Annotated in this window: 22 protein-coding genes; 14 read left to right on the top strand and 8 right to left on the bottom strand. The window is 60.1% G+C overall.

Going from position 1 to position 20,655, the window contains the following annotated elements:
* Positions 1-170 precede the first annotated feature (170 nt).
* The gene (locus ACP0KA_RS22655; protein ID WP_424630961.1) at positions 171-1,217 is read left to right on the top strand and encodes an SDR family oxidoreductase; all 1,047 of its coding nucleotides are present in this window, start codon (positions 171-173) and stop codon (positions 1,215-1,217) included.
* A 35-nt stretch (positions 1,218-1,252) separates the two neighbouring features.
* Here ACP0KA_RS22655 and ACP0KA_RS22660 read toward each other — a convergent pair whose 3' ends face one another.
* Entirely contained in the window at positions 1,253-1,912 is a 660-nt protein-coding gene (locus tag ACP0KA_RS22660) for a hypothetical protein (RefSeq protein WP_424630962.1), read from the bottom strand.
* 46 nt (positions 1,913-1,958) lie between these two features.
* Positions 1,959-2,903: a LysR substrate-binding domain-containing protein gene (locus ACP0KA_RS22665; protein ID WP_424630963.1), complete on the bottom strand. Its 945-nt coding sequence runs from the start codon at positions 2,901-2,903 to the stop codon at positions 1,959-1,961.
* A gap of 139 nt (positions 2,904-3,042) precedes the next feature.
* Here ACP0KA_RS22665 and ACP0KA_RS22670 point away from each other — a divergent pair, with 139 nt between their 5' ends.
* Complete coding sequence (locus ACP0KA_RS22670; protein WP_424630964.1) at positions 3,043-3,564, top strand: hypothetical protein; 522 nt, start codon at positions 3,043-3,045, stop codon at positions 3,562-3,564.
* A 101-nt stretch (positions 3,565-3,665) separates the two neighbouring features.
* On the opposite strand, the gene ACP0KA_RS22675 is transcribed toward ACP0KA_RS22670, so the two are convergent.
* Positions 3,666-4,115 (bottom strand): MarR family winged helix-turn-helix transcriptional regulator, encoded by a 450-nt coding sequence (locus ACP0KA_RS22675; protein ID WP_424630965.1) that lies wholly within the window; start codon positions 4,113-4,115, stop codon positions 3,666-3,668.
* A gap of 146 nt (positions 4,116-4,261) precedes the next feature.
* On the opposite strand from ACP0KA_RS22675, the gene ACP0KA_RS22680 reads away from it, so the two are divergent.
* The 7 genes from ACP0KA_RS22680 to ACP0KA_RS22710 all read left to right on the top strand — a co-directional run bounded on the left by ACP0KA_RS22680 (position 4,262) and on the right by ACP0KA_RS22710 (position 11,974).
* Positions 4,262-5,434, top strand: a complete 1,173-nt coding sequence (locus ACP0KA_RS22680) for a substrate-binding domain-containing protein (protein ID WP_424631692.1) — start codon at positions 4,262-4,264, stop codon at positions 5,432-5,434.
* Positions 5,435-5,730: 296 nt separating this feature from the next.
* On the top strand, positions 5,731-7,269 hold the full coding sequence (locus ACP0KA_RS22685; protein WP_424630966.1) for an amidase: 1,539 nt from the start codon (positions 5,731-5,733) through the stop codon (positions 7,267-7,269).
* A gap of 80 nt (positions 7,270-7,349) precedes the next feature.
* A complete protein-coding gene (locus ACP0KA_RS22690) occupies positions 7,350-8,603 on the top strand; it encodes an ABC transporter substrate-binding protein (protein ID WP_424630967.1) in 1,254 nt (417 codons plus the stop codon).
* Between the two features lie 58 nt (positions 8,604-8,661).
* Positions 8,662-9,516: a branched-chain amino acid ABC transporter permease gene (locus tag ACP0KA_RS22695; RefSeq protein ID WP_424630968.1), complete on the top strand. Its 855-nt coding sequence runs from the start codon at positions 8,662-8,664 to the stop codon at positions 9,514-9,516.
* A gap of 7 nt (positions 9,517-9,523) precedes the next feature.
* Positions 9,524-10,561, top strand: a complete 1,038-nt coding sequence (locus tag ACP0KA_RS22700; RefSeq protein WP_424630969.1) for a branched-chain amino acid ABC transporter permease — start codon at positions 9,524-9,526, stop codon at positions 10,559-10,561.
* Positions 10,554-11,276: an ATP-binding cassette domain-containing protein gene (locus tag ACP0KA_RS22705; protein ID WP_424630970.1), complete on the top strand. Its 723-nt coding sequence runs from the start codon at positions 10,554-10,556 to the stop codon at positions 11,274-11,276. Before ACP0KA_RS22700 ends, ACP0KA_RS22705 begins: the two co-directional genes overlap by 8 nt.
* Entirely contained in the window at positions 11,273-11,974 is a 702-nt protein-coding gene (locus ACP0KA_RS22710; protein ID WP_424630971.1) for an ABC transporter ATP-binding protein, read from the top strand. Before ACP0KA_RS22705 ends, ACP0KA_RS22710 begins: the two co-directional genes overlap by 4 nt.
* A 16-nt stretch (positions 11,975-11,990) precedes the next feature.
* Here ACP0KA_RS22710 and ctaD read toward each other — a convergent pair whose 3' ends face one another.
* Positions 11,991-13,598, bottom strand: a complete 1,608-nt coding sequence (ctaD, locus tag ACP0KA_RS22715) for a cytochrome c oxidase subunit I (RefSeq protein WP_424630972.1) — start codon at positions 13,596-13,598, stop codon at positions 11,991-11,993.
* 328 nt (positions 13,599-13,926) lie between these two features.
* Between ctaD and ACP0KA_RS22720 the strand changes: the two genes are divergently transcribed.
* Positions 13,927-14,055 carry a hypothetical protein gene (locus ACP0KA_RS22720; RefSeq protein WP_424630973.1) on the top strand — a complete coding sequence of 43 codons (129 nt, stop codon included), beginning with the start codon at positions 13,927-13,929 and terminating at the stop codon, positions 14,053-14,055.
* 60 nt (positions 14,056-14,115) lie between these two features.
* On the opposite strand, the gene ACP0KA_RS22725 is transcribed toward ACP0KA_RS22720, so the two are convergent.
* The 4 genes from ACP0KA_RS22725 to ACP0KA_RS22740 form a co-directional block, all read right to left on the bottom strand.
* Positions 14,116-14,412 (bottom strand): hypothetical protein, encoded by a 297-nt coding sequence (locus ACP0KA_RS22725; protein ID WP_424630974.1) that lies wholly within the window; start codon positions 14,410-14,412, stop codon positions 14,116-14,118.
* Between the two features lie 5 nt (positions 14,413-14,417).
* The gene (locus ACP0KA_RS22730) at positions 14,418-14,720 is read right to left on the bottom strand and encodes a hypothetical protein (protein WP_424630975.1); all 303 of its coding nucleotides are present in this window, start codon (positions 14,718-14,720) and stop codon (positions 14,418-14,420) included.
* A 117-nt stretch (positions 14,721-14,837) separates the two neighbouring features.
* The gene (locus tag ACP0KA_RS22735; protein WP_424630976.1) at positions 14,838-16,001 is read right to left on the bottom strand and encodes a polysaccharide deacetylase family protein; all 1,164 of its coding nucleotides are present in this window, start codon (positions 15,999-16,001) and stop codon (positions 14,838-14,840) included.
* Between the two features lie 93 nt (positions 16,002-16,094).
* Entirely contained in the window at positions 16,095-16,874 is a 780-nt protein-coding gene (locus ACP0KA_RS22740; protein ID WP_424630977.1) for a polysaccharide deacetylase family protein, read from the bottom strand.
* Between the two features lie 127 nt (positions 16,875-17,001).
* On the opposite strand from ACP0KA_RS22740, the gene mgtE reads away from it, so the two are divergent.
* The 4 genes from mgtE (at position 17,002) to ACP0KA_RS22760 (ending at position 20,606) form a co-directional block, all read left to right on the top strand.
* The gene (mgtE, locus tag ACP0KA_RS22745) at positions 17,002-18,432 is read left to right on the top strand and encodes a magnesium transporter (protein WP_424630978.1); all 1,431 of its coding nucleotides are present in this window, start codon (positions 17,002-17,004) and stop codon (positions 18,430-18,432) included.
* Between the two features lie 431 nt (positions 18,433-18,863).
* A complete protein-coding gene (locus tag ACP0KA_RS22750; protein WP_424630979.1) occupies positions 18,864-19,262 on the top strand; it encodes a hypothetical protein in 399 nt (132 codons plus the stop codon).
* A gap of 110 nt (positions 19,263-19,372) precedes the next feature.
* Positions 19,373-19,681 carry a helix-turn-helix domain-containing protein gene (locus ACP0KA_RS22755; RefSeq protein ID WP_424630980.1) on the top strand — a complete coding sequence of 103 codons (309 nt, stop codon included), beginning with the start codon at positions 19,373-19,375 and terminating at the stop codon, positions 19,679-19,681.
* Between the two features lie 106 nt (positions 19,682-19,787).
* Positions 19,788-20,606 (top strand): aldo/keto reductase, encoded by an 819-nt coding sequence (locus tag ACP0KA_RS22760; protein ID WP_424630981.1) that lies wholly within the window; start codon positions 19,788-19,790, stop codon positions 20,604-20,606.
* Positions 20,607-20,655: the final 49 nt, after the last annotated feature.

Genomic DNA, 20,655 nt, shown 5'->3' on the forward strand with positions numbered 1-20,655 from the left:
TTCAAGCATTCACAGTCCGAGCATCCAAGCCTACGTCAGGGCAGTTCGCTAAACACCCTCCGCGCCGACGCTCTCCGTCGGTATTTCGCGGAGATGCCGAAGCGCGACAGGCCTTAGGCGCCGGCCTCGATCTGACGATCGTCCGCCGAGCGGCCAATCTGGAGATCGACATGAGCAACGAATTGGTACTCGTCACCGGCGGAACCGGCTTTATTGCCCAGCACTGCATGATCGCGCTGTTGAATGCTGGATATCGCGTGCGCACCACGGTCCGCTCACCATCACGGGAAGCAGAAGTCCGGGGAAATCTCAAAGTTGGCGGAGCGGAGCCGGGCGATCGCCTGTCGTTCGTCACAGCCGATCTCAGCGCTGACCGAGGATGGGCCGAGGCGGCTTCCGGTTGTCATTTCGTCATGCACGGCGCTTCACCGACGCCATCGGGCGATCAGGTTCGCGAGGAGGATTGGATCAAGCCTGCTGTCGAGGGAAACCTGCGGGTGCTTCGCGCCGCCCGCGATGCCGGCGTGAAGCGCGTGGTCCTCACGTCTGCCTTCGGCGCCGTTGGCGTTGGACATAAGCCAAGTTATCCGCGGCCGTTCAAAGAAACCGATTGGAGCGATCTGACGGGTAATGTCGCGCCCTATCAGAAATCGAAGACGCTTTCCGAGCGGGCCGCCTGGGATTTCATCGCGCGAGAAGGGGGCGGACTTGAACTGTCTGCCGTCAATCCGACGGCTGTCCTCGGCCCCGTTCTCGGTCCGGACTATTCGCACTCAATCCGGACGATCAAGACCATGATGGACGGACAGCCGGGCTGTCCGAAGATCAACTCCGGTTTCGTCGATGTTCGCGATGTCGCTGACTTGCATCTTCGCGCGATGACCAATGCTGCCGCCACTGGTGAACGATTTCTCGCGATCTCCGGCGAAAGCATGTGGATGGTGGATGTCGCCAAGGTTCTGCGGCTTCGCCTGGGTGTCGTCGCAAGCAAAGTGTCTACGCGGGTGCTGCCCAACTGGTTGATGCGGCTTACGGCCCTGAGAAATCCAGCGCTCAAAGGGGTCTTGCCGCTGCTCGACTACAACATGAACGCGACGAGCGAAAAAGCACGACGGGTGCTCGGCTGGGCGCCGCGTTCGCGGGAGGATGCGATCGTTGCGACCGCCGAGAGCCTGATCCAGCTTGGTTTGCTGGAAGGTTTGAAAGCGGCGGCGTAGCATCGTCGCGTGGAAGCGGGAAGAGTGGCTGCACTCTACGCGCGATGATCGGACGATGAGGGGTCTTCGACATCGAAGCCCGTCCCGAGCCCTGAACCCATACCGCCACCCATTCCCATTCCACCGCCGCCACCTTTTCCGCCGCCGCCTTGTCGGGAGTCTTTCTCTCCACGCTCGCCCTTGCCGCGGCCGCCGGAGTTTGAGGGACGTGCAGGGCCCTGCATTGGAATCGCAAGGTCAGCCGGGATCGGATCGAGATCGAGGGCGTCGCGAATGAAAGCACGGAGTGCGACGACGAGGTCATGCACATGCACGGGGCGCCCGGCAACCAATTCGCGCGCGGCGCGTTCAGCGAGGCGGACGTGTTCTTCGGTCCCCAGCAGGATGATGTCCGACAAAGCCGCCTCGACCGCGTCGCGGATGCGTCGCCGGCGGTCTGATCCCTCAGCACTGCCATTGGACAGGTCCACGGGTTCAATGACCTCGGTCTCCGCAGTGGGCTCGCCTGTACGGCGCAGATCACGCAGGTGTGTCGGATCGACGGCGAGATTGCCGGTGAACGAGCCGCCTAACGTTTTGTAGGCCGCGATCAGTGTCCGCAGCCGCTCGTTGATCTGGCGATTCATGCGTTCGCGGCGTTGCTGAATCGTGAACATCGCCAGCAGACGGATGCTGACGCCGATGAGCGTGAACAACGCCAGGCCGATCAACGTCGCCAGCAGGCTCTGCCACGAACTAAAATCAATATTGCGCAGGGGAGCCTCCCTTGTCGGTAGCCGCCGAGTGGCCTTTCACGTGATCGATGAAAGCGCGTAGCTTCGGCAGAACCTGGCGCTTGCCGGGATGGTAGAGGAAGACACCCGGCGCCATCGACGCGAATGGCTCCAGCACGTGTACCAGTCTTCCGGCAGCCACATGTTCGGCGGCGATCGGCTCAGGGACTTGCGCAAGGCCGACGCCTTCGAGCGCCGCGCCAAGCACGGTGGGAAAGTCGTTGGCAATGAGCGGGCCTGAGACGGCAATCTCGATGGCGCGTCCGTTGTCGTTGAGCGGCCATAGTGCGAGCGCGCCGCTGGAACGCCGCCATCGCACGCAGGAGTGCCGGCGCAGATCGTCCGGCCGCTCAGGCCGGCCGTTCCGGGCGAGATAGGCGGGACTGCCGACAATGATGAAGCGGAACGGCGGCGTCAGCCGCACCGTGACCATGTCGGCGGCGATGAACTGGCCCATCCGCACACCGGCATCAAATCCTTCGGCCGCGAGGTCGATCAGTTCCTCGCTCGCTGCGATCTCCACTTCCACTTCGGGATAGGCCTGGCAGAAGGAGGCGATCAGCGGCTCCAGCAGGATCGGCACCACGGCGCGCGGCACCGAAAGGCGCAACAGTCCAGCAGGCCGCTGTCCGAGGTCACGGGCCGTTTCGCTGGCTGCGATGAGTTCTTCGAAGGCGGGCTTGGCGCGCGACAGGAAACGCTCACCGGCCTCGGTCAGGCCGACGCTGCGCGTGGTGCGAATGAACAGCGCCGCACCAACGCGCGACTCCAGCGCGCGTACCGCCTGGCTGATGGCTGACGGAGTGACGTTGAGTTCGACGGCGGCCTTGCGAAAACTGCGGTGCTCGGCAACCCGCAGGAACGCCTCCACGCCGTCGAGTGCACCCTGCCTGACTGTGAAGTTCTGCTTCATGGCTCGTCCACATTATCGCGGATAGTCGCCTGCTGGAAGCAGCCGTAAATCTTGTGATGCAAAGTCGGTCGACGGTTGAGGAGAGGCTTCATCCCGCCGGGTTCGCTGCCGCGTCAATCAACGCCTGATGGGAGATCACATGTCGCCGGGAATCATCTTCCAGATCCATCTCGTCCTGGGTTACGTCGCGTGGTCGCTTTGCTTAGGCGCGTACATCTGGCCAAGGCTGAAAGCGATGGACCACACCGAAGCGCACCGCGCCATTGCCACGTTGCACAGCTTCCGCTTCTTCGGGCTCGTGTTCATGCTCCCGGGCGTGGTCGGCGCCAATTTGCCCGCGCATTTTGCCCATTTCGCCGCGACCTATGATTTCGCGACCGGTGTGCTGGCCATGCTGGCGCTGATCACGGTCAGGATACGGCCGCTGTTTTGGCTGTTTGTCATAGCCTTCAATCTCGTAGGGTTGGCCGACCTCGTCCTCGACTATACTCACGCTGTCCAGGTTGATCTGCCCGCGCATGCAGGGGAGTTAGGTGCTGCCTACGCGATCCCGATCCTCTTCGTGCCGACGCTGATGATCACGCACCTCATCGCGTTCTATTTGTTGGCACGTCGTCAGTTTGGCGCGAGGCAGGAGCTTGCGGATGCGGCTGCATCCTAGATCCGCAACATCGTCTCGCCGCTGAACGACAGGATCCGAGGAAGAACTTCGAATTCGTGACATCGCCTGCAGACAACTGCACGGGCCCACAGCCAGAAAAATCAGGTCGACATCGCTCGCTCAATCAACGAGCCGAGCAGCCGCTTGAGCTCATTCGTTGATTTGTCGCCGTAGTCCTGCATGATGCGGGCTTCGTGACTTTGGACGAGGGGCTTTATCCGTTTGGCGAGTGCTTTCCCTCGATCGGACAAATACAGCAGGACCTTCCGGCGATCCTTTGGATCCTGCGCACGGTAAACCAGCGCATCGGAAACCATTCGATCAACCATTTTCGTGAGAGTGGGATGGTGGAGGAGAACGGCCTCGGCAAGCTCCCCCATCGACAGACCTTTATCGCCCGAGAGGATGGTCAGGATTCGCGATTGCTCGACAGGAACACCTTCCTGCCGCAAGCGCTCATCGAGCTGCCGCGAAATCTCGCGGTTTGCCTGGGCCAGAAGGTAGGCAAGATGCTCGGTGATGGGCAGGTCACTTGAGGCTGATTTGGCCACGGCGGAGCCTCTAAATTCAACGCGGATCGCCGTGCTTTATGCACGGGGAAAGTTGAAAATTCAACATTTTGTCCTAAAATATCTCGTGCTGGATGGCCTTGGGGGCAACACAGCGTCGGAATTGATGAGGAAAAGTGTTGTCGGCAATAGCTGAATGCAGGCCTGCCGCTTTTGCGCCAAAGCCTTGGCAGTCTCTCAATGGTTTCGCGTCTCGGGCTTCGACGTCCGGACTTGGCACCGAGCCGGGCCATCTTCCAAGGCGTCGTGGTCGTCACGACAAGCTTCGCATTGCCAACTTCGTCGCGCTGTCCGGCTCGCCTGGCATATGGGCTCCTTCTGCGATGAACAGCACCATGCTGGCGGCATCCGAGATCAATGCCCGGGGTGGCATTCTCGGGCGGGAGATCGAGCCGATTTTTCTCGATGCAAGCGGGACTGTCGAGCAGATTACGCGCCGTGCGAAGGATGTCATTACCTCTGAGGAGGTTGATGTCATTGTCGGCTCGCACACGAGTTCGGTGCGCGTCGCGCTACGTCGACACATCGCCGGGCGGATCCCCTACATCTACACCACGGTTTACGAAGGCGGTGAGCGGACACCAGGAGTGATCGCGATTGGCGAGACCCCCCGCAATCAATGCCGTCCGGCGATCCATTGGCTAGCCAACACCAAGAAAGCGTCGCGCTGGTATCTGATCGGATCCAACTACGTGTGGCCCTGGCTCTCCCATCAGGCGATGAAAAACTATATCGCCGAAAGCGGCGGGCAGGTTGTCGGCGAAGAGTTCGTTCCTGTCGGCGAGGATGATTATGCACCGCATGTTGCACGCATCCGTGCGGCAAATCCCGATGTCGTGCTCGTTTCCCTGATCGGAGCCGACAGCATCACGTTCAATCGCTCATTTGGAGAGCACGGACTCGCGCCGAGGATCCTGCGGCTTGCGAGTGCTTTCGATGAGACTGTTTTGCTGGGGATAGGGGCGGACAACTCCGACAATTTGTTTTGTGCGTCCGGCTATTTCAACTGTGTGCACTCTCAAGATACAGAGTCTTTCGTTTCGCGTTACGAGGCGGCGTTCGGCGCCCACTCGGCACCTGCAGGCTCAGTAGGCCAATCCAACTACGAAGGGCTGAAATTGCTCGAGGCGGCGGCGCTGCACGCCGGATCGGTTGCGCCGAAACCCTTATTGGCGGCAGCCAGCAATATGATTTACCGCGGCGCTCGGGGACCCATTGTCCTTCGCCAAGGCCACGCTGCGATGCCGATCTATCTGGCCCAGGCCGATGGAATAGAATTTCGCGTCATCGAGACGTTCTAGTGTCTCGTTCAGAAGGCTGCCTCTCATCCTGAGGGTCCTTCGAGCGAACTTCGAGACCTCAACCGCACGACGGTCGCGGATTTGAACTCCTTCCCAGTTAAGTCGCCAGCCTGAGCGATCTTCAGCGTCGCGGCACTCGCTCATTGCGAAATAATGCTTGAAAATGAAAATATTTCATTTTCTAATGTCATCAAAGGATCGCTCTCGCGCGTGCTCCCTGGCGCGCGGAGATTGATTGCTTTCATGACCAAGGGCGCGCAGACGCCTTTTTCAATTCTTGTCGTGAGGAAATATCATTGTCCAAGGTGTCTCTTCCGCTCGATCTCATCGAGCTGACCATCGAGCAAATTCAAGAGGCCTTTGCGAAAGGCAGCGTGACGTCCGAGGCATTGACGCAGGCGTTTCTCGACCGGATCGCGAAGGTCGATCCGCAGTACAACGCGATCGTCTTTCTCAATCCTGATGCTTTGGCTGATGCGCGCGCGAGCGATCAGCGCCGCGCGTCCGGCAATGTGATCGGACCTCTCGACGGCGTACCCGTCGTGGTCAAGGAAACCTGCGATATGGTTGGTTTTCCGACGACCATGGGATGGACGCTTCTTTACTCGAAAACGGGCGGTGTCGACTTGATGCCGGGCACCGATTCACCGGTCGTGGCCCGGATGAAAGCGTCTGGCTCGGTCATTCTGGGGAAGACCAATGTGCCCAGCCTCAGCCATTCCGGCAGTCACGCCAATGACAGTTGGGCGGGGCCAACGTTCAATTCTGCGGGGCGCCAATTTCTGCCGGGAGGCAGCAGCGCCGGCACCGCGACCGCGGTCGGCGCCAGCCTTGCGGTGCTGGGTCTGGCCGAGGAAACCGGCGGGTCAATTCAGAACCCGGCATCGGCTCAAGGCCTTCCCAGCGCCAAGCCGACTTTCGCGCTTGTGCCGAACGCCGGCGTTGCGCCGCTGTCGGGCAACCGTGACGTTGTCGGCCCGATCGCTCATTGCGTGCGCGACGTTGCACTGACGCTCGATGTGCTGGCCGGCTATACAGCCGAAGACCCAAAGACGATCGCCGGAGTAGGGCATCGCCCGAAGGGCGGGTATGCATCCCGGCTCAACAAGGACGCGCTCAAAGGCAAGCGGATTGGGCTCTACGGCTTCGGCTGGCGGAACCTGCCGCTGTCCGACGAGGCCACGCGGCTCTACCAGCGTGCCCAAGGTGAATTGAAGCAACTCGGTGCCGAACTCGTACAGGATCCCTTCAGAGGCTCCGGTTTCGCTGAGTTGCGTCAGCCGACGCCTCCGATGAAGGAGTTCGACGCGCGTGGGATGGAGTCGGTGCCTTACGACCTCGACCAGTATTTGCGCCGCCTGGGGCCCAATGCAGCAATCAAGAGCTATGCCGAATTTGCCGAGGCGATCAAAACCCAGGACCCTTTCGCGAAGGGAGGCGTTCTCCAATACATGCCGAACCTGCCGGACTTCAACGCGTGTCTCGCCGATCCGAGCAAGCCGCCGCGGTTGACCGATTTCGTTGCGGCGAGGGAAGCCTATCTTGAGACCTTCAACGACGTGATGGACCGCGAAAAGCTCGACGCGCTGATCTTCCCGCAGATGCGCGGCGAGCTTCCTCCGATCAAGGGCCCCGAGACGATCCTTGAGACCACCGTTTGTGAAATCAATATCGCCGGTCTCCCAGGTGTAACGGTGCCTGCGGGATATTATGCATCCGGATCACCATTCTGCCTGATCGTGGTGGGACGCTTATGGAGCGAGGCCGATATCCTGGCTTACGCTTATGCCTACGAGCAGGCGACCCATCATCGGCGGGCACCGAAGCTCGATTGAAAATTCAAGCGGTAGCGACGCTGATCGAGCCGATCAACGTCAGCAGCACAACAATGGCGATATAAGCCAAGTGAGGAAACATGAATCATTCTGACAAGAAATTTGGTGGCTACGCTCCTTCACGTCGTTCTTTCCTCAAGGCGACAGGGGCGGGCGTCGTCACACTCGCATCGCCGGCCTTGATGAGTTCTGCTTCCGCTGCGGGTCCGATACGAGTAGGCGTCATTTCGCCACTCACCGGAGCGTGGACCGTTTACGGTAAGGCGCACATTTCCGGCTTTCAACTGGCGGTGGATGAGATCAACGCCGCAGGCGGCGTTCTCGGTCGCCAGATCGAAATCGTGATTGGCGATTCCAAGACTGAGCCGCGCATTGTTGTCGAGCAGGCGAACAGACTCATTCGCCAGGAACGCGTCGACTTCCTGGCCGGAACGTTTTCCAGCGCAGAGCGAAACGCCGCCGGTCCCGTGGTGAAGTCCGCGGACAAAATTCTTCTCTATCCGACTTTCTACGAGGGGCAGGAAAAGAAGTACGCTCCTGGCGTCTGCAACTCCAACATCTTCATGTTTGGTCCTGAACCGACCCAGCAGGTCTGGCCGCATCTCGAATACATGACCAAGAAGTACGGCAAGAAGTTCTTCATGATCGGCTCCGACTATGCGTGGCCCCGGGTGACCAACGAAGTGACCAAGCAGAAGCTGAAGGAACTCGGCGGCGAAGTGGTCGGTGAGGTGTACATCCCGTTCAACACGCCGCAATACGAGTCTGTGTTGCGCGATATTCGCAGTTCCGGCGCCAACGTTATTTTCCACTCGTTGACGGGAAGCGACACTGTCAATTTCCGGCAGCAGTTCGCAGCGGCTGGCATGCAAAAGGATTTCGTGATCTGGACGGTGGACGACGAGGAGGTTGTCACCTCCGGTCTCGGACCTAAGGTCTCGGCCAATACTTACGTCAGCTTCGATTACTTCATGTCGATCGATGCTCCCAACAACAAGGTGTTCCTCGACAAGTTCAAAGCGAAGTTCGGCCAGAATGCGCTCGTGAACACCGTGGGGGTCGGCATGTATAACGCCGCGCACATGGCGGCGCTGGCGATCACCAAGGCCGGCGAGGTGAGCACCAAGGCATTGCGAACAAATCTGAAGGGACTGACCTTCGACAAAGCGCCGCAGGGCACCGTGACGATGCGTGAGCGGGACAATCAGGCGATCGTTCCCTCATACCTGATGAAAGTGCGTGACAACTGGACCGGTGTGAACGATATGTTCGAGAAGGTTCAATCACTGGATCGCGCGGTGCCGCTTGATGCGCGGTGTGATCTTCCCCTGTAACGATTGCGGCCCGGTTCAAGGCGCAGGGCTGTCTTTCCATTCGATGTGAGCGCAACCGATGCAGACTGCCATAAGCGTAGGTATTGACGCCGCGCTTATCACTTTTTCGCTTGCGCTCGCAGCGTTCGGATTGGCGATCATCTATGGCCTCGTTGGTGTCATCAACCTTGGCCATGGAGCGATGCTGACGCTGGGCGCGTATCTGGCCTGGTACGCGGTTGAGAGCGGGGCACCATTCTTCGTCGCCGTGTTGTTTGCGGCTGTCGGCGTGGGGCTGATCGGTCTCGTCTTCGAGCATCTTGTCATCCGCCATTTTTATCACCGGCCGTTCGACACGTTGCTTCTGACGTGGGGTTTCTTTCTGATCTCCACTGAGCTGATCAAGATCATGTTCGGGACATCGTTCCGCAGCATCCCGAGCCCGTTTCCATCCGCTATTCACACCCCGTTCTATGATCTGCCCGCCTATAAGACGTTCGTCGCGGGACTAACGGTCGTGCTGCTGCTCGCAACCGCTCTGGTTCTTTTGAAAACCTCGATCGGCATCAAAATTCGAGCCCTCATCCAGAACCGTGAGATGGCGAGCCTGCTCGGTCTCAACATTGCGGCGACCTATAAGCTGGTCTTTGGTTTCGGATGTTTCATGGCCGGGCTTGCGGGAGCGCTTCTCGCGCCGATGCTGAGTATCGATCCCTATATCGGCAACGTCTTTCTCATTCGCTCGTTCTTTGTGGTCATCGTGGGAGGCATTGGACAGCTTCTCGGCGGTACGCTGCTCGGAAGTTTCTTCATTGGCGGAAGCGAGACAATTCTCGCACTCGTTTCGTCCCAGGTCGTTGCGCAGGTGGCGGTGTTCTTTATTGCGATCGTGATCTTGCGGTTCCGTCCGCAGGGCCTTTTCGGCGAGAAGTGAGGCTGTTGTGAAAGGTCAACTCGCCAATGTGTTTCGCGGCGAAGGCGCGGTTGCGCTCGCCGTATTTGTCTTGCTCGCTTTCTTACCGGGAGTGATCGACGGCTACCCGATTTATATTTTGCCGCAGTATCTTCTGTTCGGCGTGCTCGCCATGTCGCTGGGGTTGCTGTGGGGCTGGGTTGGCATTGTCAGCTTTGGCCAGGCGGCCTTTTTCGCGATCGGCGCCTACGGCATGGGACTGGCCATGCAAGCCGGGCTGGGCGGCTGGGGTGGCTATCTCGGCATCCTGTGCGGAGCGCTGGCCAGCGCATTGCTCGCGGCCATCGCCGGATACTTTCTCTTCAGTGCAGGTGTGAAGTCCACTTACTTCGTGCTGATCACTTTGGCCTTGTCTATCATTGTCGAACAGCTTGCCGTCAGCCAGTCCGAGATCACGGGCGGCTACAATGGGATGTTCGTCGACCGGATGGCATTGGCGCTGGGTCCGTTCGGCGAGATCCCCTTAAACGGCGATGTGGCCAGTTACTACGCGGTTCTCGCCGTCGTGCCGATCCTGTATTTCGGGTTGAAGGCACTGACGCAATCATCGTTTGGCAAAATTCTCGTCGGCATCCGCGAAAACGAGGAGCGGATGACGGCGCTCGGTTACAAGATCTCGCTGTACAAATCGGCTGCTTTCATGCTGTCGGGTGCTTTGGCAGGGTTTGCCGGCGCGCTATACGGAACCCATGCCGGTTTTGTCTCCCCGTCGCTCGCGGGCGTTACGTTCTCCACCGAGGTGGTTGTCTGGGTTGCGATCGGCGGACGGTTGTCGCTTTTCGGAGCGCTGATCGGTGGGTTGATCGTATCAGCGCTGTCAAACTATCTGAGTTCGATATCGCCACAGTATTGGCAGCTGGCGCTGGGCTTCATCTTCATTCTTGTGATCATGTTCTCTCGAGACGGCATTGCTGGAACGTTCGCAGCCATTGCGAACGGCGTCTCCCGAAGGCGGCGAAAGGAACAACAACTTTCGGGATCTCACGGGAAGGCATCCCATGGCTGAACTGTTGACGACCCAAGGTCTGACCAAGCGGTTTCGCGGATTGGTCGCCAACGAGAACATCGATTTCCATATCGATGTCGGCGAGGTGCGTTGCGTAATCGGGCCGAACGGGGCCGGCAAGACCACGTTTCTCAGCATGTTGTCCGGACACCAGTCGCCGTCGGCCGGCTGCATCACTTATAATGGTCAAGACATCACCGCTCTCTCGGTGGTTGAGCGGGCGCGGATTGGGATCGGCCGCAAATTTCAGACGCCGACAGTTTTCGATAATCTCACCGTCTACGAAAACATTGAGTTGTCTGTTCTGCGTGTTGAAGCGGACAGCAGCGCGCGCACACGGAAGATCGATATGGTCCTTGATGCGGTGCGTCTGGTCGATCTGCGCTCAACGCCTGCGCGGGAGCTTTCGCATGGCCAGCGTCAATGGCTCGAAGTCGGCTTGCTGCTCGGAAACGAGTCGCGTCTTTTGTTACTTGACGAGCCGACAGCAGGTATGACCAACGACGAAACGGCCGCGACCGGTCGGCTGATCCGTAATCTTGCGGACGAACGCGGCCTGACGATCATCATCATCGAGCATGATATTCACTTCATTCGCGATCTGCGGTCGCCAGTGACGGTTCTGCATCTCGGAAAGATCCTGATGGAAGGATCGTTCGAAGAGGTGGCATCGGATCCCACCGTCCGGTCGGTCTATCTCGGGGCGGACCTATGAGCATCGAGGTCGATGCAATTGATGCCGGTTACGACGGGATCGAAGTGCTGCGGAATGTATCCCTGTCGGTGTCGAGCGGAGAAATTCTCGGCGTGCTCGGTCGCAACGGCATGGGGAAGAGTACATTAATCCGCGCGATCTCCGGCCTCATTCCGCTCACGCGCGGTTCAATCAGGATCGAGGGCAAAGATGTCTCGAACTGGCCTGTGCACGCCAGGGCGCGAGCCGGCTTGACCACGATCGTGCAGGGGCGCGGTATGTTTCCCCAAATGACGGTGCGGGACAGCCTCAAAATGGGGCGCATCGCATCCGGACGCAGCACGCGAGATCGTCTCGACGAAGTGCTGTCCTATTTTCCGCGTCTCGGAGAACGGCTGGACCAGCCAAGCGGCTCGATGAGCGGCGGTGAGCAGCAGATGCTTGCGATCGGCCGCGGCCTGATGACTGACCCGAAGGTGATGCTCCTGGATGAGCCGTCGGACGGTATCATGCCTCTGCTGGTTCAGCAGATTGCTGCCACTCTCGCGGAGATTAACCGGCAGGAGGGGATGACCATTGTCATTGTCGAGCAGAATGTGCCGATGGTGATGAGTATGGCCAAGCGCTGCATCATCCTCGAGAAGGGCAGCATCGTTGCGAGCGGTCTGCCTGACGAGATCTCACGCGACGGCACCATGCAAAAGTACCTCGCGATATAGGGCGTGGCCGGATGGATCACTGAATTCGAGGGAGAACTTCGAATTCATGAAATCGCGGCGGCGACGACAGCGTCCATTCGAGCGTCGTCGCGCCAGGGCCCCATGGGTTGTCTGCAGCTCTTGTTTTGCGGACGAACGCTTGAACGAGACCGAAAAAGAAAACGACCAGGCCGGCGGCGGAAATATATGAGCCGATCGAGGAAACCAGATTGAACCCCGCGAACGCGTCCGGATAATCGGCGATCCGGCGCGGCATTCCTGACAGACCGAGGAAATGCATCGGAAAGAATGCAAGGTTGACGCCGATAAAGGTCAGCCAGAAGTGCAGCTTGGCCAGCGGCTTGGAATACATGTAACCCGTGAATTTCGGGAACCAGTAATACCAGCCGGCAAAGATCGAGAAGACAGCGCCGAGCGACAGCACATAGTGGAAATGCGCGACGACGTAATAAGTGTCCTGCAACACGCGGTCGACCGCCGCATTGGCCAGCACGACGCCGGTGACACCGCCGACCGTGAAGACGAAGATGAATCCGATCGCCCACAGCATCGGCGGCTCGAACGTCAGCGAACCACCCCACATGGTGGCGATCCAGGAAAAGATCTTCACACCCGTCGGGATCGCAATCACCATGCTGGCTGCAACAAAGTAGGCTTGGGCCTCGGAGGTCATGCCGACCGTGAACATGTGGTGCGCCCAGACAATGAAGCCGATGAATCCGATCGCGACGATCGCATAGGCCATGCCGAGATAGCCGAACACCGGCTTGCGGGAGAAGGTCGACACGATCTGGCTGATCATGCCGAAGCCGGGCAATATCATGATGTAGACTTCAGGGTGACCGAAGAACCAGAAGAGGTGCTGATACAGCACCGGATCGCCGCCGCCTTCCGGAGCGAAGAATGTGGTTGCGAAGTTCCGGTCAGTGAGAAGCATCGTAATGCCGCCCGCAAGCACGGGCAGCGACAATAACAACAGAAACGCTGTCACCAGCACCGACCACACGAACAGGGGCATCTTGTGCATCGTCATGCCGGGGGCGCGCATGTTGAAAATGGTGGTGATGAAATTGATTGCGCCAAGTATCGATGACGCGCCGGCCAGGTGAAGCGACAGGATGACGAAGTCGACCGATGGGCCGGGGTGTCCCGATGTCGATAGCGGTGCATAGAGCGTCCAGCCGGTCCCGGCCCCTAACGAGCCCGGCTCTCCCTCGACGAATGCCGAGATAACGAGCAACGTAAACGAGGCCGGCAGCAGCCAGAACGAGACGTTGTTCATGCGCGGGAAGGCCATGTCCGGTGCGCCGATCATCAGCGGCACCATCCAGTTGCCGAAGCCGCCCATCATGGCCGGCATCAGCGTGAAGAAGATCATGATCAGCCCGTGGCTGCTCACGAACACGTTGTAGGTATGGGTGCTCGAAAAGATCTGCAGACCGGGCTCTTGCAGCTCGGCCCGGATCGCAATGGAGAGGATTCCGCCAATCAGTCCCGCGCACATCGAAAACACGAAATACATCGTGCCGATGTCCTTGTGATTGGTCGATAAAACATAGCGACGCCAGCCAGTCGGATGGTCGTGTGCGTGGGGATGGGATGGGATCTCCTGGGCAACTGGCATTTTCGTCTCCTTGAGCTCAAGACCGTGAGTCAGGACGAATTCAGCGTCTCCCTGTTTCAACCTAGCAAACGCATCCCAGTGGCTCCATAAGGCAAAAGGATTGCTCAAGGGATCTGTTTGCGCTGCCGCAGCGAACGAATTGCTCCGTCACCATGTCGTTGGTCGGCGCGGTGTGCTGCCGGCCTCAGCAAAACGCCGACGTGTGGCAGCGAGCTTGGCCGGACATCCGCCGAAACATCCGGGGTGTGCCAGCGCCGTTACTGATCGGGCATGGAACCTTTGGGGCGAGACTGTGTTCTGGTCAGGCAAGGCTTGTTTGGAGGCTGCGATGGCTGACCACTGGCTTCACACGCGTGACCCGATCTCCGACGACGAGGGTGCCTATGGCACAGGATGGGCGATCGGCTTGGCGATCGTCTCAGCCGCTGTTTTGTTGCTCTGGCATTTCAACGTCTGATTATCCGGGCCCAATGGATTCTGGCGCCTCCTGGTAAAGCCGGGAGGACGGCCTTGTTCGCTATTTAGGCTTCGGATTGCTGGGAGGCTTGGGATCGCTGGGAGGCGTCCTGTCGCTGGGAGGCTTCGTGTCGCTGTCTTCGACATTGCCGCCGCTCTCGATGCATTTCTTATAGTATTCCCGCTGCACAGGCCCGGTGCCTTGGGCGCTGCCGGCTGCCGGATTGCCGGCCACGCGCGGCGGAAATTTCTTCGCGAGAAGCGCGTTGCATTTCTTCGCGACCTCAGCCGTCACTGCGTAGGCGTTCGTCGTGCCGAGCAAGAGCACGACGCATATCGCCGTTCGCAGCGGCTTCATCGGGACTACCAGCCGCGGCCGAAGTACGGCAGCAGATTTAAGTCCCTGTCGCAGTACTGATAGCAGGGGGGCGGCGGCGGATAGGGACGGTAGCCATCATAAGGCAGTGTCGCGCGATAGTAGGCGTATCGCCGGTGGTGATAACGCCGATGCCGCGCGCTGACATCGGTCGCGGCGCCTGCATCCTGGCGTTCGATCCGTGCTGTCGCCTGGTCCGCTGAAACTTGGTCCGCTGAAGCCTGTTCCGTCTGGACGAGTGTGCCGACACAAAGTGTCGTCACAACCATCGCGGCGATCAATAACCTCATTTCACTGCCCCTCATTCAGACTGAAAAGAGATAATTTTGGGCAGTCTAGGGGGGTGTAACGGATTCTACCAAGCGAATTCGGACGCTGCCGGACGGATGTCGCTTCCCCCGTTGCCGTTATCGCACACTTGGGGTTGCGGGTTGGTCCGTACGGCTTCCCGTCTTGACCGGACCGGTAAGGGGACGGAACGTCATGTCCCCAGCCGTGACCGGCCAGCTGCCGGGCAATGGCCGGTGCGCCGCGGTTTTCGGGGTTGGACCTGGCCGGCGCATCGCGCCGATGTCCCGATTGATCTGGAAACGGCCCTTCGCAGGCATCAGCACCGCGATGGTGGACGCGCGTGCACGCGGCGCGCGTTGGGCCAGCCACACCGAACGCACCGAGCGTGGTCCGCGTGCCGGGTTCTCGACTGCGCCGAAGGTAAATCCGGGGGCGGGGCCTTTGGCCCTCGCGACGGCACCATGCATCCAGTGCGGTATCCATTGTGCGGGATCGGTCACGGTCTTCGGCTGTGCAGGCGTTGCCGCGACCACGTGCACGATGCGGTAGCCGCGCGCCTTCAGTTCGCGCAAGATCACGGGAAGCGCGGCCTGCGTTCTCGCCTGAATATCGTGCAGCAGCAGGATGCCTTTGCCTTTGGCTTCCAGTCGCGACAATGCGTAGTGAACCACCTGTGCAGACGTGATGTGCCGCCAGTCGTCGGCGGGAAAATCTGCGCTCCACGTCATGATGCCGCGACTGCCGAGATAGGTCTCGACCGCGTTGGCGCGCCGCAGTCCGGGAATGCGAAAGAAAGGCGAGACCTTCGTCGGATCGCCGAGGGCGTTGCCGACATTGGTGATCGCGTCCTCGATCTCCGCGGTCATGCGCTCCGGCGGCAGGTCGCCGAAGCGAAAGGGATGGTTCTGACTGTGGGTGCCGATGCTGTGCCCGGCATCGTACACCCGGCGGACATCCTGCGGATAAACCTGGGCCATACGACCCACCATGAAGAACGTCGCCTTGACGCACTGAGCGGCCAGGATGTCGAGGATCGGATTGGTGTGGGCGGGCAGCGGGCCGTCGTCAAAGGTCAGGACGACCTCGTGGTCGTTCAGCGGCAGCGTCTCGTTGTATTGCATGGTCCCGATACGGGGATGCTCGGTGGGGTCGACCACGATGGTGCGGGAGGTGCCGAGCGCATCCGGGTTGCCGGGGCAATCTGCGGCGCTGGCCTGTGCGGAGCGGAGACCGGCGGATGCAAGCAAACAACCCAGCAGCAGCAGGGAGGGGCGTCTCATGGTCGGTCTGCGGTGCATCGGGAAACCATCATGGCGAGAAGAGCCATCGTTTTTATCGCCATGCCTGTGAATAGCGACTTAATTGCGTAGGAGTTACTGGTCGGGCGCCGGGCTTTTCGCCGGCTGTGCGGCCAAAATGTGGACGACCTTGTAGTTGTTGCGTCGGAGGTACTGCAGGAAAGCGGGCAACATTTTGGCGGTCTGAACCTTGGTATCGTGCATCAGGATGATGCCCTTGCCGGCATAATCGAGGCGCTCGGTGAGGAGCTGAAGCTGCTGTTCGGGCGTCATCGGATTCCAGTCGCTGGCCCACAGATCGGCCCCAAACACCGCGACGCCGCGCGATTGAAGGTTCGCCAGCAGCGCGGGCGTCGATGCAAAGCCGGGAAAGCGGAAGAAGGGCGTCGAGGGGACGCGGCTGGCCTTGCCGTGAAGGGCCATCTCGTCGGCTGCGAAGCCGCGGTCGATTTCCTGGATGGCCTCGGGCTGGCTGATCCGGTCGAGAATGCGGTGCGACCATGTGTGGCTGCCGATGCTATGGCCCTCGGCGGCGATCCTCCGGACCATGACCGGATTGGCTTCGGCGCTCTTGCCGATCAGGAAAAACGTGGCTTGGACGCATTCAGCGGCCAGGGCTGCGAGAACCCGCGATGTGGTCGGCGGGAACGGGCCGTCGTCAAATGTGAGCACGACTTCCTTGTCGGCGAGCGGCAACGTTTGCGGAAAGCTCTTGAGACCCACGCGGGGCGTGGCCTGCGGATCGACCATCAGCACGCGAGAGGTGCCAAGCGTGTCTTTTCGTGGGCAGTCGGCCGCATGAGCTGCCGTTGTGCAGACGACGAGCGCCAGCAGCGCAGACTTCAGTGGGAGCATCGTGAGTTTTCCGGGCGCTGTTTTAGCGCATCGCACATTTAGCATTGCGTTCTGCACAGTCGATTAGGTAATGCCTGAGAAGCACACAGAAATCAGCAAATCTCCCTTAACCCTGCGAGGCTCCGGCATGGCCGACGATCAAGACCTCGCCGAGGCGGAAAACACGGTTCACGATTCCGTGCTCGACCGTTATCCGATGCGGGATGAGGACGGGGAGATCCGCCCCCGGTTTGTGGGGATGATTGCGGATGCGGTTCAACGGGGTGACTCCGATTTCCTCTGCAAGATCGTCGCCGAGCTCCATGAGGCCGACCTCGGCAACCTGATCGAGGCGCTGGAGCCGGACCTGCGGCCGCGGCTGGTGGAGCTGACCAGCACGGACTTCGACTTCTCGGCGCTGAACGAAGTCGACAATGCCGTCCGCGAAGAAATCCTCGAAGAGCTCGAGCCGGCGACGGTCGCGGAGGGCGTCCGTGAACTGGAGTCCGACGATGCCGTCGAACTGCTTCAGGATCTCGACGAAGAGGACCAGGAGGAGATCCTCGAAAAGCTGCCGCTGTCCGAGCGCGTCACGCTGGAGCGCAGCCTCAAATACCCGGACAATTCCGCCGGCCGCCGGATGCAGACGGAGTTCATCTCCGTTTCCCCGGACTGGACCGCGCTGCAAGCGATCGAATACCTGCGCGATACGTCGGACCTGCCGGATCGCTTCTACGAAATCTACGTAGTGGACTACGCGCAGCATCTGCTCGGCGCGGTGCCGCTCGACGCGCTGTTGCGGGCGCACCGGCCGACGTCGGTCACCAAGCTGATCGACGAAGACCGCAGGCGCGTGTCCGTCCTGGAGGATCAGGCCGAAGTGGCGCGCATGTTCGGCAAGTACAACCTTGTCGCAGCGCCGGTGGTGGACACCCATGACCGTCTCGTCGGGGTGATCACGATCGACGACGTCGTCGACGTCATCGAGGAGGAGGCCGAAGAAGACATCAAGGCGCTGGGCGGTGTCGCCCGCGACGAAGAACTCTCGGACTCCGTGTGGACCATCGCCAAGGGCCGCTTCAACTGGCTGCTGGTGAATCTTGCGACCGCGTTCCTGGCGTCGGCTGTCTTGGGCTTGTTCGAAGGGCAACTTGAAAAGATGGTCGCACTCGCTGTGCTTGCACCGATTGTGGCGAGCCAGGGTGGCAACGCCGCAACTCAGACCATGACGGTCGCGGTTCGCGCACTTGCGACGCGTGAACTCGGCGCGAGTAACGCGTGGCGTGTGATCATGCGGGAAGGCCTGGTCGGTTTGGTCAACGGACTGGCCTTTGCAGTCATCACCGGCGTTGCCGCATCAGCCTGGTTTCAGATACCGGGTCTCGGTTTCGTCATCGGGCTTGCGATGATGTGCAATCTGATCGCCGGTGCGCTCGGCGGCATTCTTATTCCGATGGGGCTCGAGCGATTGAAGGCCGATCCCGCAGTGGCCTCCGGCACGTTTGTCACCACGGTCACGGACGTCGTTGGCTTCTTCGCGTTCCTCGGCATTGCGACAGCGTGGTTCGGGCTGAAATAGCCTGTTCGGTTGCACTCAAGCGTCAGTACACCCGTCGCCTCGCTCTAAAATTGTCACCTGATTGCCACATTGTGGCCCGTTCCGTGATGTGGAACTTGGGCTTCACCGGTTCGTCGATGCGCTCTTTTTTCCGACGATCCAGATTCAGTGTTCGCGATGCATGCACGTTTTGCCGTGCTGAGACATCCCGCTGATTATCTTCACTTGGAGTACAACAATTGGGACGAATATTTTGCGCCGTCATGGCGACGTGTGTGCTTTGTGCTGTCGCTGAAGCCCGCACGCGCGCACCAGCTATTTCTCCGGAATGCAATATTACAATGCCCTGCATCGGCGTCGGTCTCGGAACCGATGCTCCTCAACCCAAAGAACGACACGCATCACTCACGCCGAGCTATGAGGCTCAAACTCCGGCCACGGAAACTCCGGACGTGCGACCGACACGGCGTGCCCGCGCATCCGACACCTCCGATACCGGTGTCTCCGTCGCGGGGCTGGTTTCTCCGTTGGCTGCGAAGCTCGCCTCGATTGAGGCCGCGTGTCCTGGAACTCGTGCGATCTCGGGTGTCCGTCACACCCGCATCGCGGGGACGCGGCGCATGTCGCTTCACGCGCAAGGCAAAGCCGTCGATGTGCGCGGCCCGTACGGTTGCATCTATGGGCAGCTGAAGGGCTGGTCTGGCGGCTACTCGACCGATGCCGGACGGGTACAGCACATCCACATCTCCTATGACGATGCCGGGGGACGAGAGATGGGCCTGCGTTTCGCTCACGGGGGCGGCCGGCGTCATCATCACGCTTTCCGCAGCGCCTACGCGCGCATGCGATGAGCTAGATCTGAGCTGTCCGGAGGATTTTGAATTCTCCGGACAATTTGCCGCGTATTCTTAAGTCTTCATTTACCACGTGTCGCCGACTCTTGCGGACCGGGGAGATGACCATGCAGCGATTGCGTTTGAAGGCGGACGGCCGGATTGTTCAACTGATCGAAGGACGGGAGGCACCATTGGTGCCAGAGAGTGATATCGCTCTGCCGGATGAGATGTCGGCCACTCCGCCTGTGCGCGATCTGCGGCTCCGGGCAAAGCTGACGCAAGCCGAGTTCGCAGCGCGTCTCAGCGTCCCGCTCGAAACCATCCGAAACTGGGAACAGGGCAAGCGTTCGCCGCGCGGACCGGCGCGGGCATTGCTCGCGGTGATTGCCCACGCGCCGGACACGGTTTTCGCGGCCCTTGCGCGCCGCAGCTAAACATTCGTTACCGACTTCGAATAAGGAGGGCTGCTTGGCAATGTCCTTCACGCAGATCACAATGCCGAGGTGACTTTCCCGGTTTGCTCCCGCCACAGGACCCATCATGGAATTCGTTGAAGCAAATGGCGCGCGCATTCCAGCGATCGGACTTGGAACATGGGAGTTGAGCGGACGGACCTGCGCCCGCGTGGTCGAGCAGGCGCTTCGCCTGGGCTATCGCCATATCGATACCGCGCAGGTTTACGACAACGAGCGTGAAGTGGGCGAGGGCGTCCGTGCCGCCGGCGTAAGCCGTTCCGACGTTTTCGTGACGACCAAGGTTTGGACCACGCATTTCGCGCCCAACGATCTTTTGCGCTCAACCAAGGAGAGCCTTGCACGGCTGCGGATGACCGAAGTCGATCTGCTGCTGCTGCATTGGCCCAATCCTCAGGTGCCTTTGGAAGAAACGCTCAGTGGGCTCGCCGAGGCCAAGCGGCTTGGTCTTGCACGGCATATCGGCGTCTCGAACTTTACCGTGGCGCTGATCGAGCAGGCCGTCGCGATTTCGCCGGAGCCGCTGGTGTGCGATCAGGTCGAGTATCATCCATATCTCGACCAGTCGAAGGTGCTCGAGGCCTGCGCATCGAACAGACTGGCGCTGGTCGCTTATAGTCCAGTCGCAAAGGGGCGGGTAAAAAACTCCGAAGTGCTCATTCGCATCGGCCGCTTCTATCGAAAGACTCCCGCGCAGGTCGCTTTGCGCTGGCTGATCCAGCAAAACGTGGTTGCGATCCCGCGCACGTCGCGCATCGAGCGGTTGTCCGAAAACATCAATATCTTCGATTTCGAACTGACCGACGAGGAGATGGAAGAAATCTCCGCCATGGGGACACGAGAAGGCCGTATTACTGATTACGGCTTCGCGCCGAAATGGGATTGATCTGTCGGCGCTGATCGCCCATGCAGGCCTATCATCGGGTGCGGCGCTT

It is taken from the genome of Bradyrhizobium sp. SYSU BS000235 (genome assembly GCF_049747295.1).
GTDB lineage: Bacteria > Pseudomonadota > Alphaproteobacteria > Rhizobiales > Xanthobacteraceae > Afipia.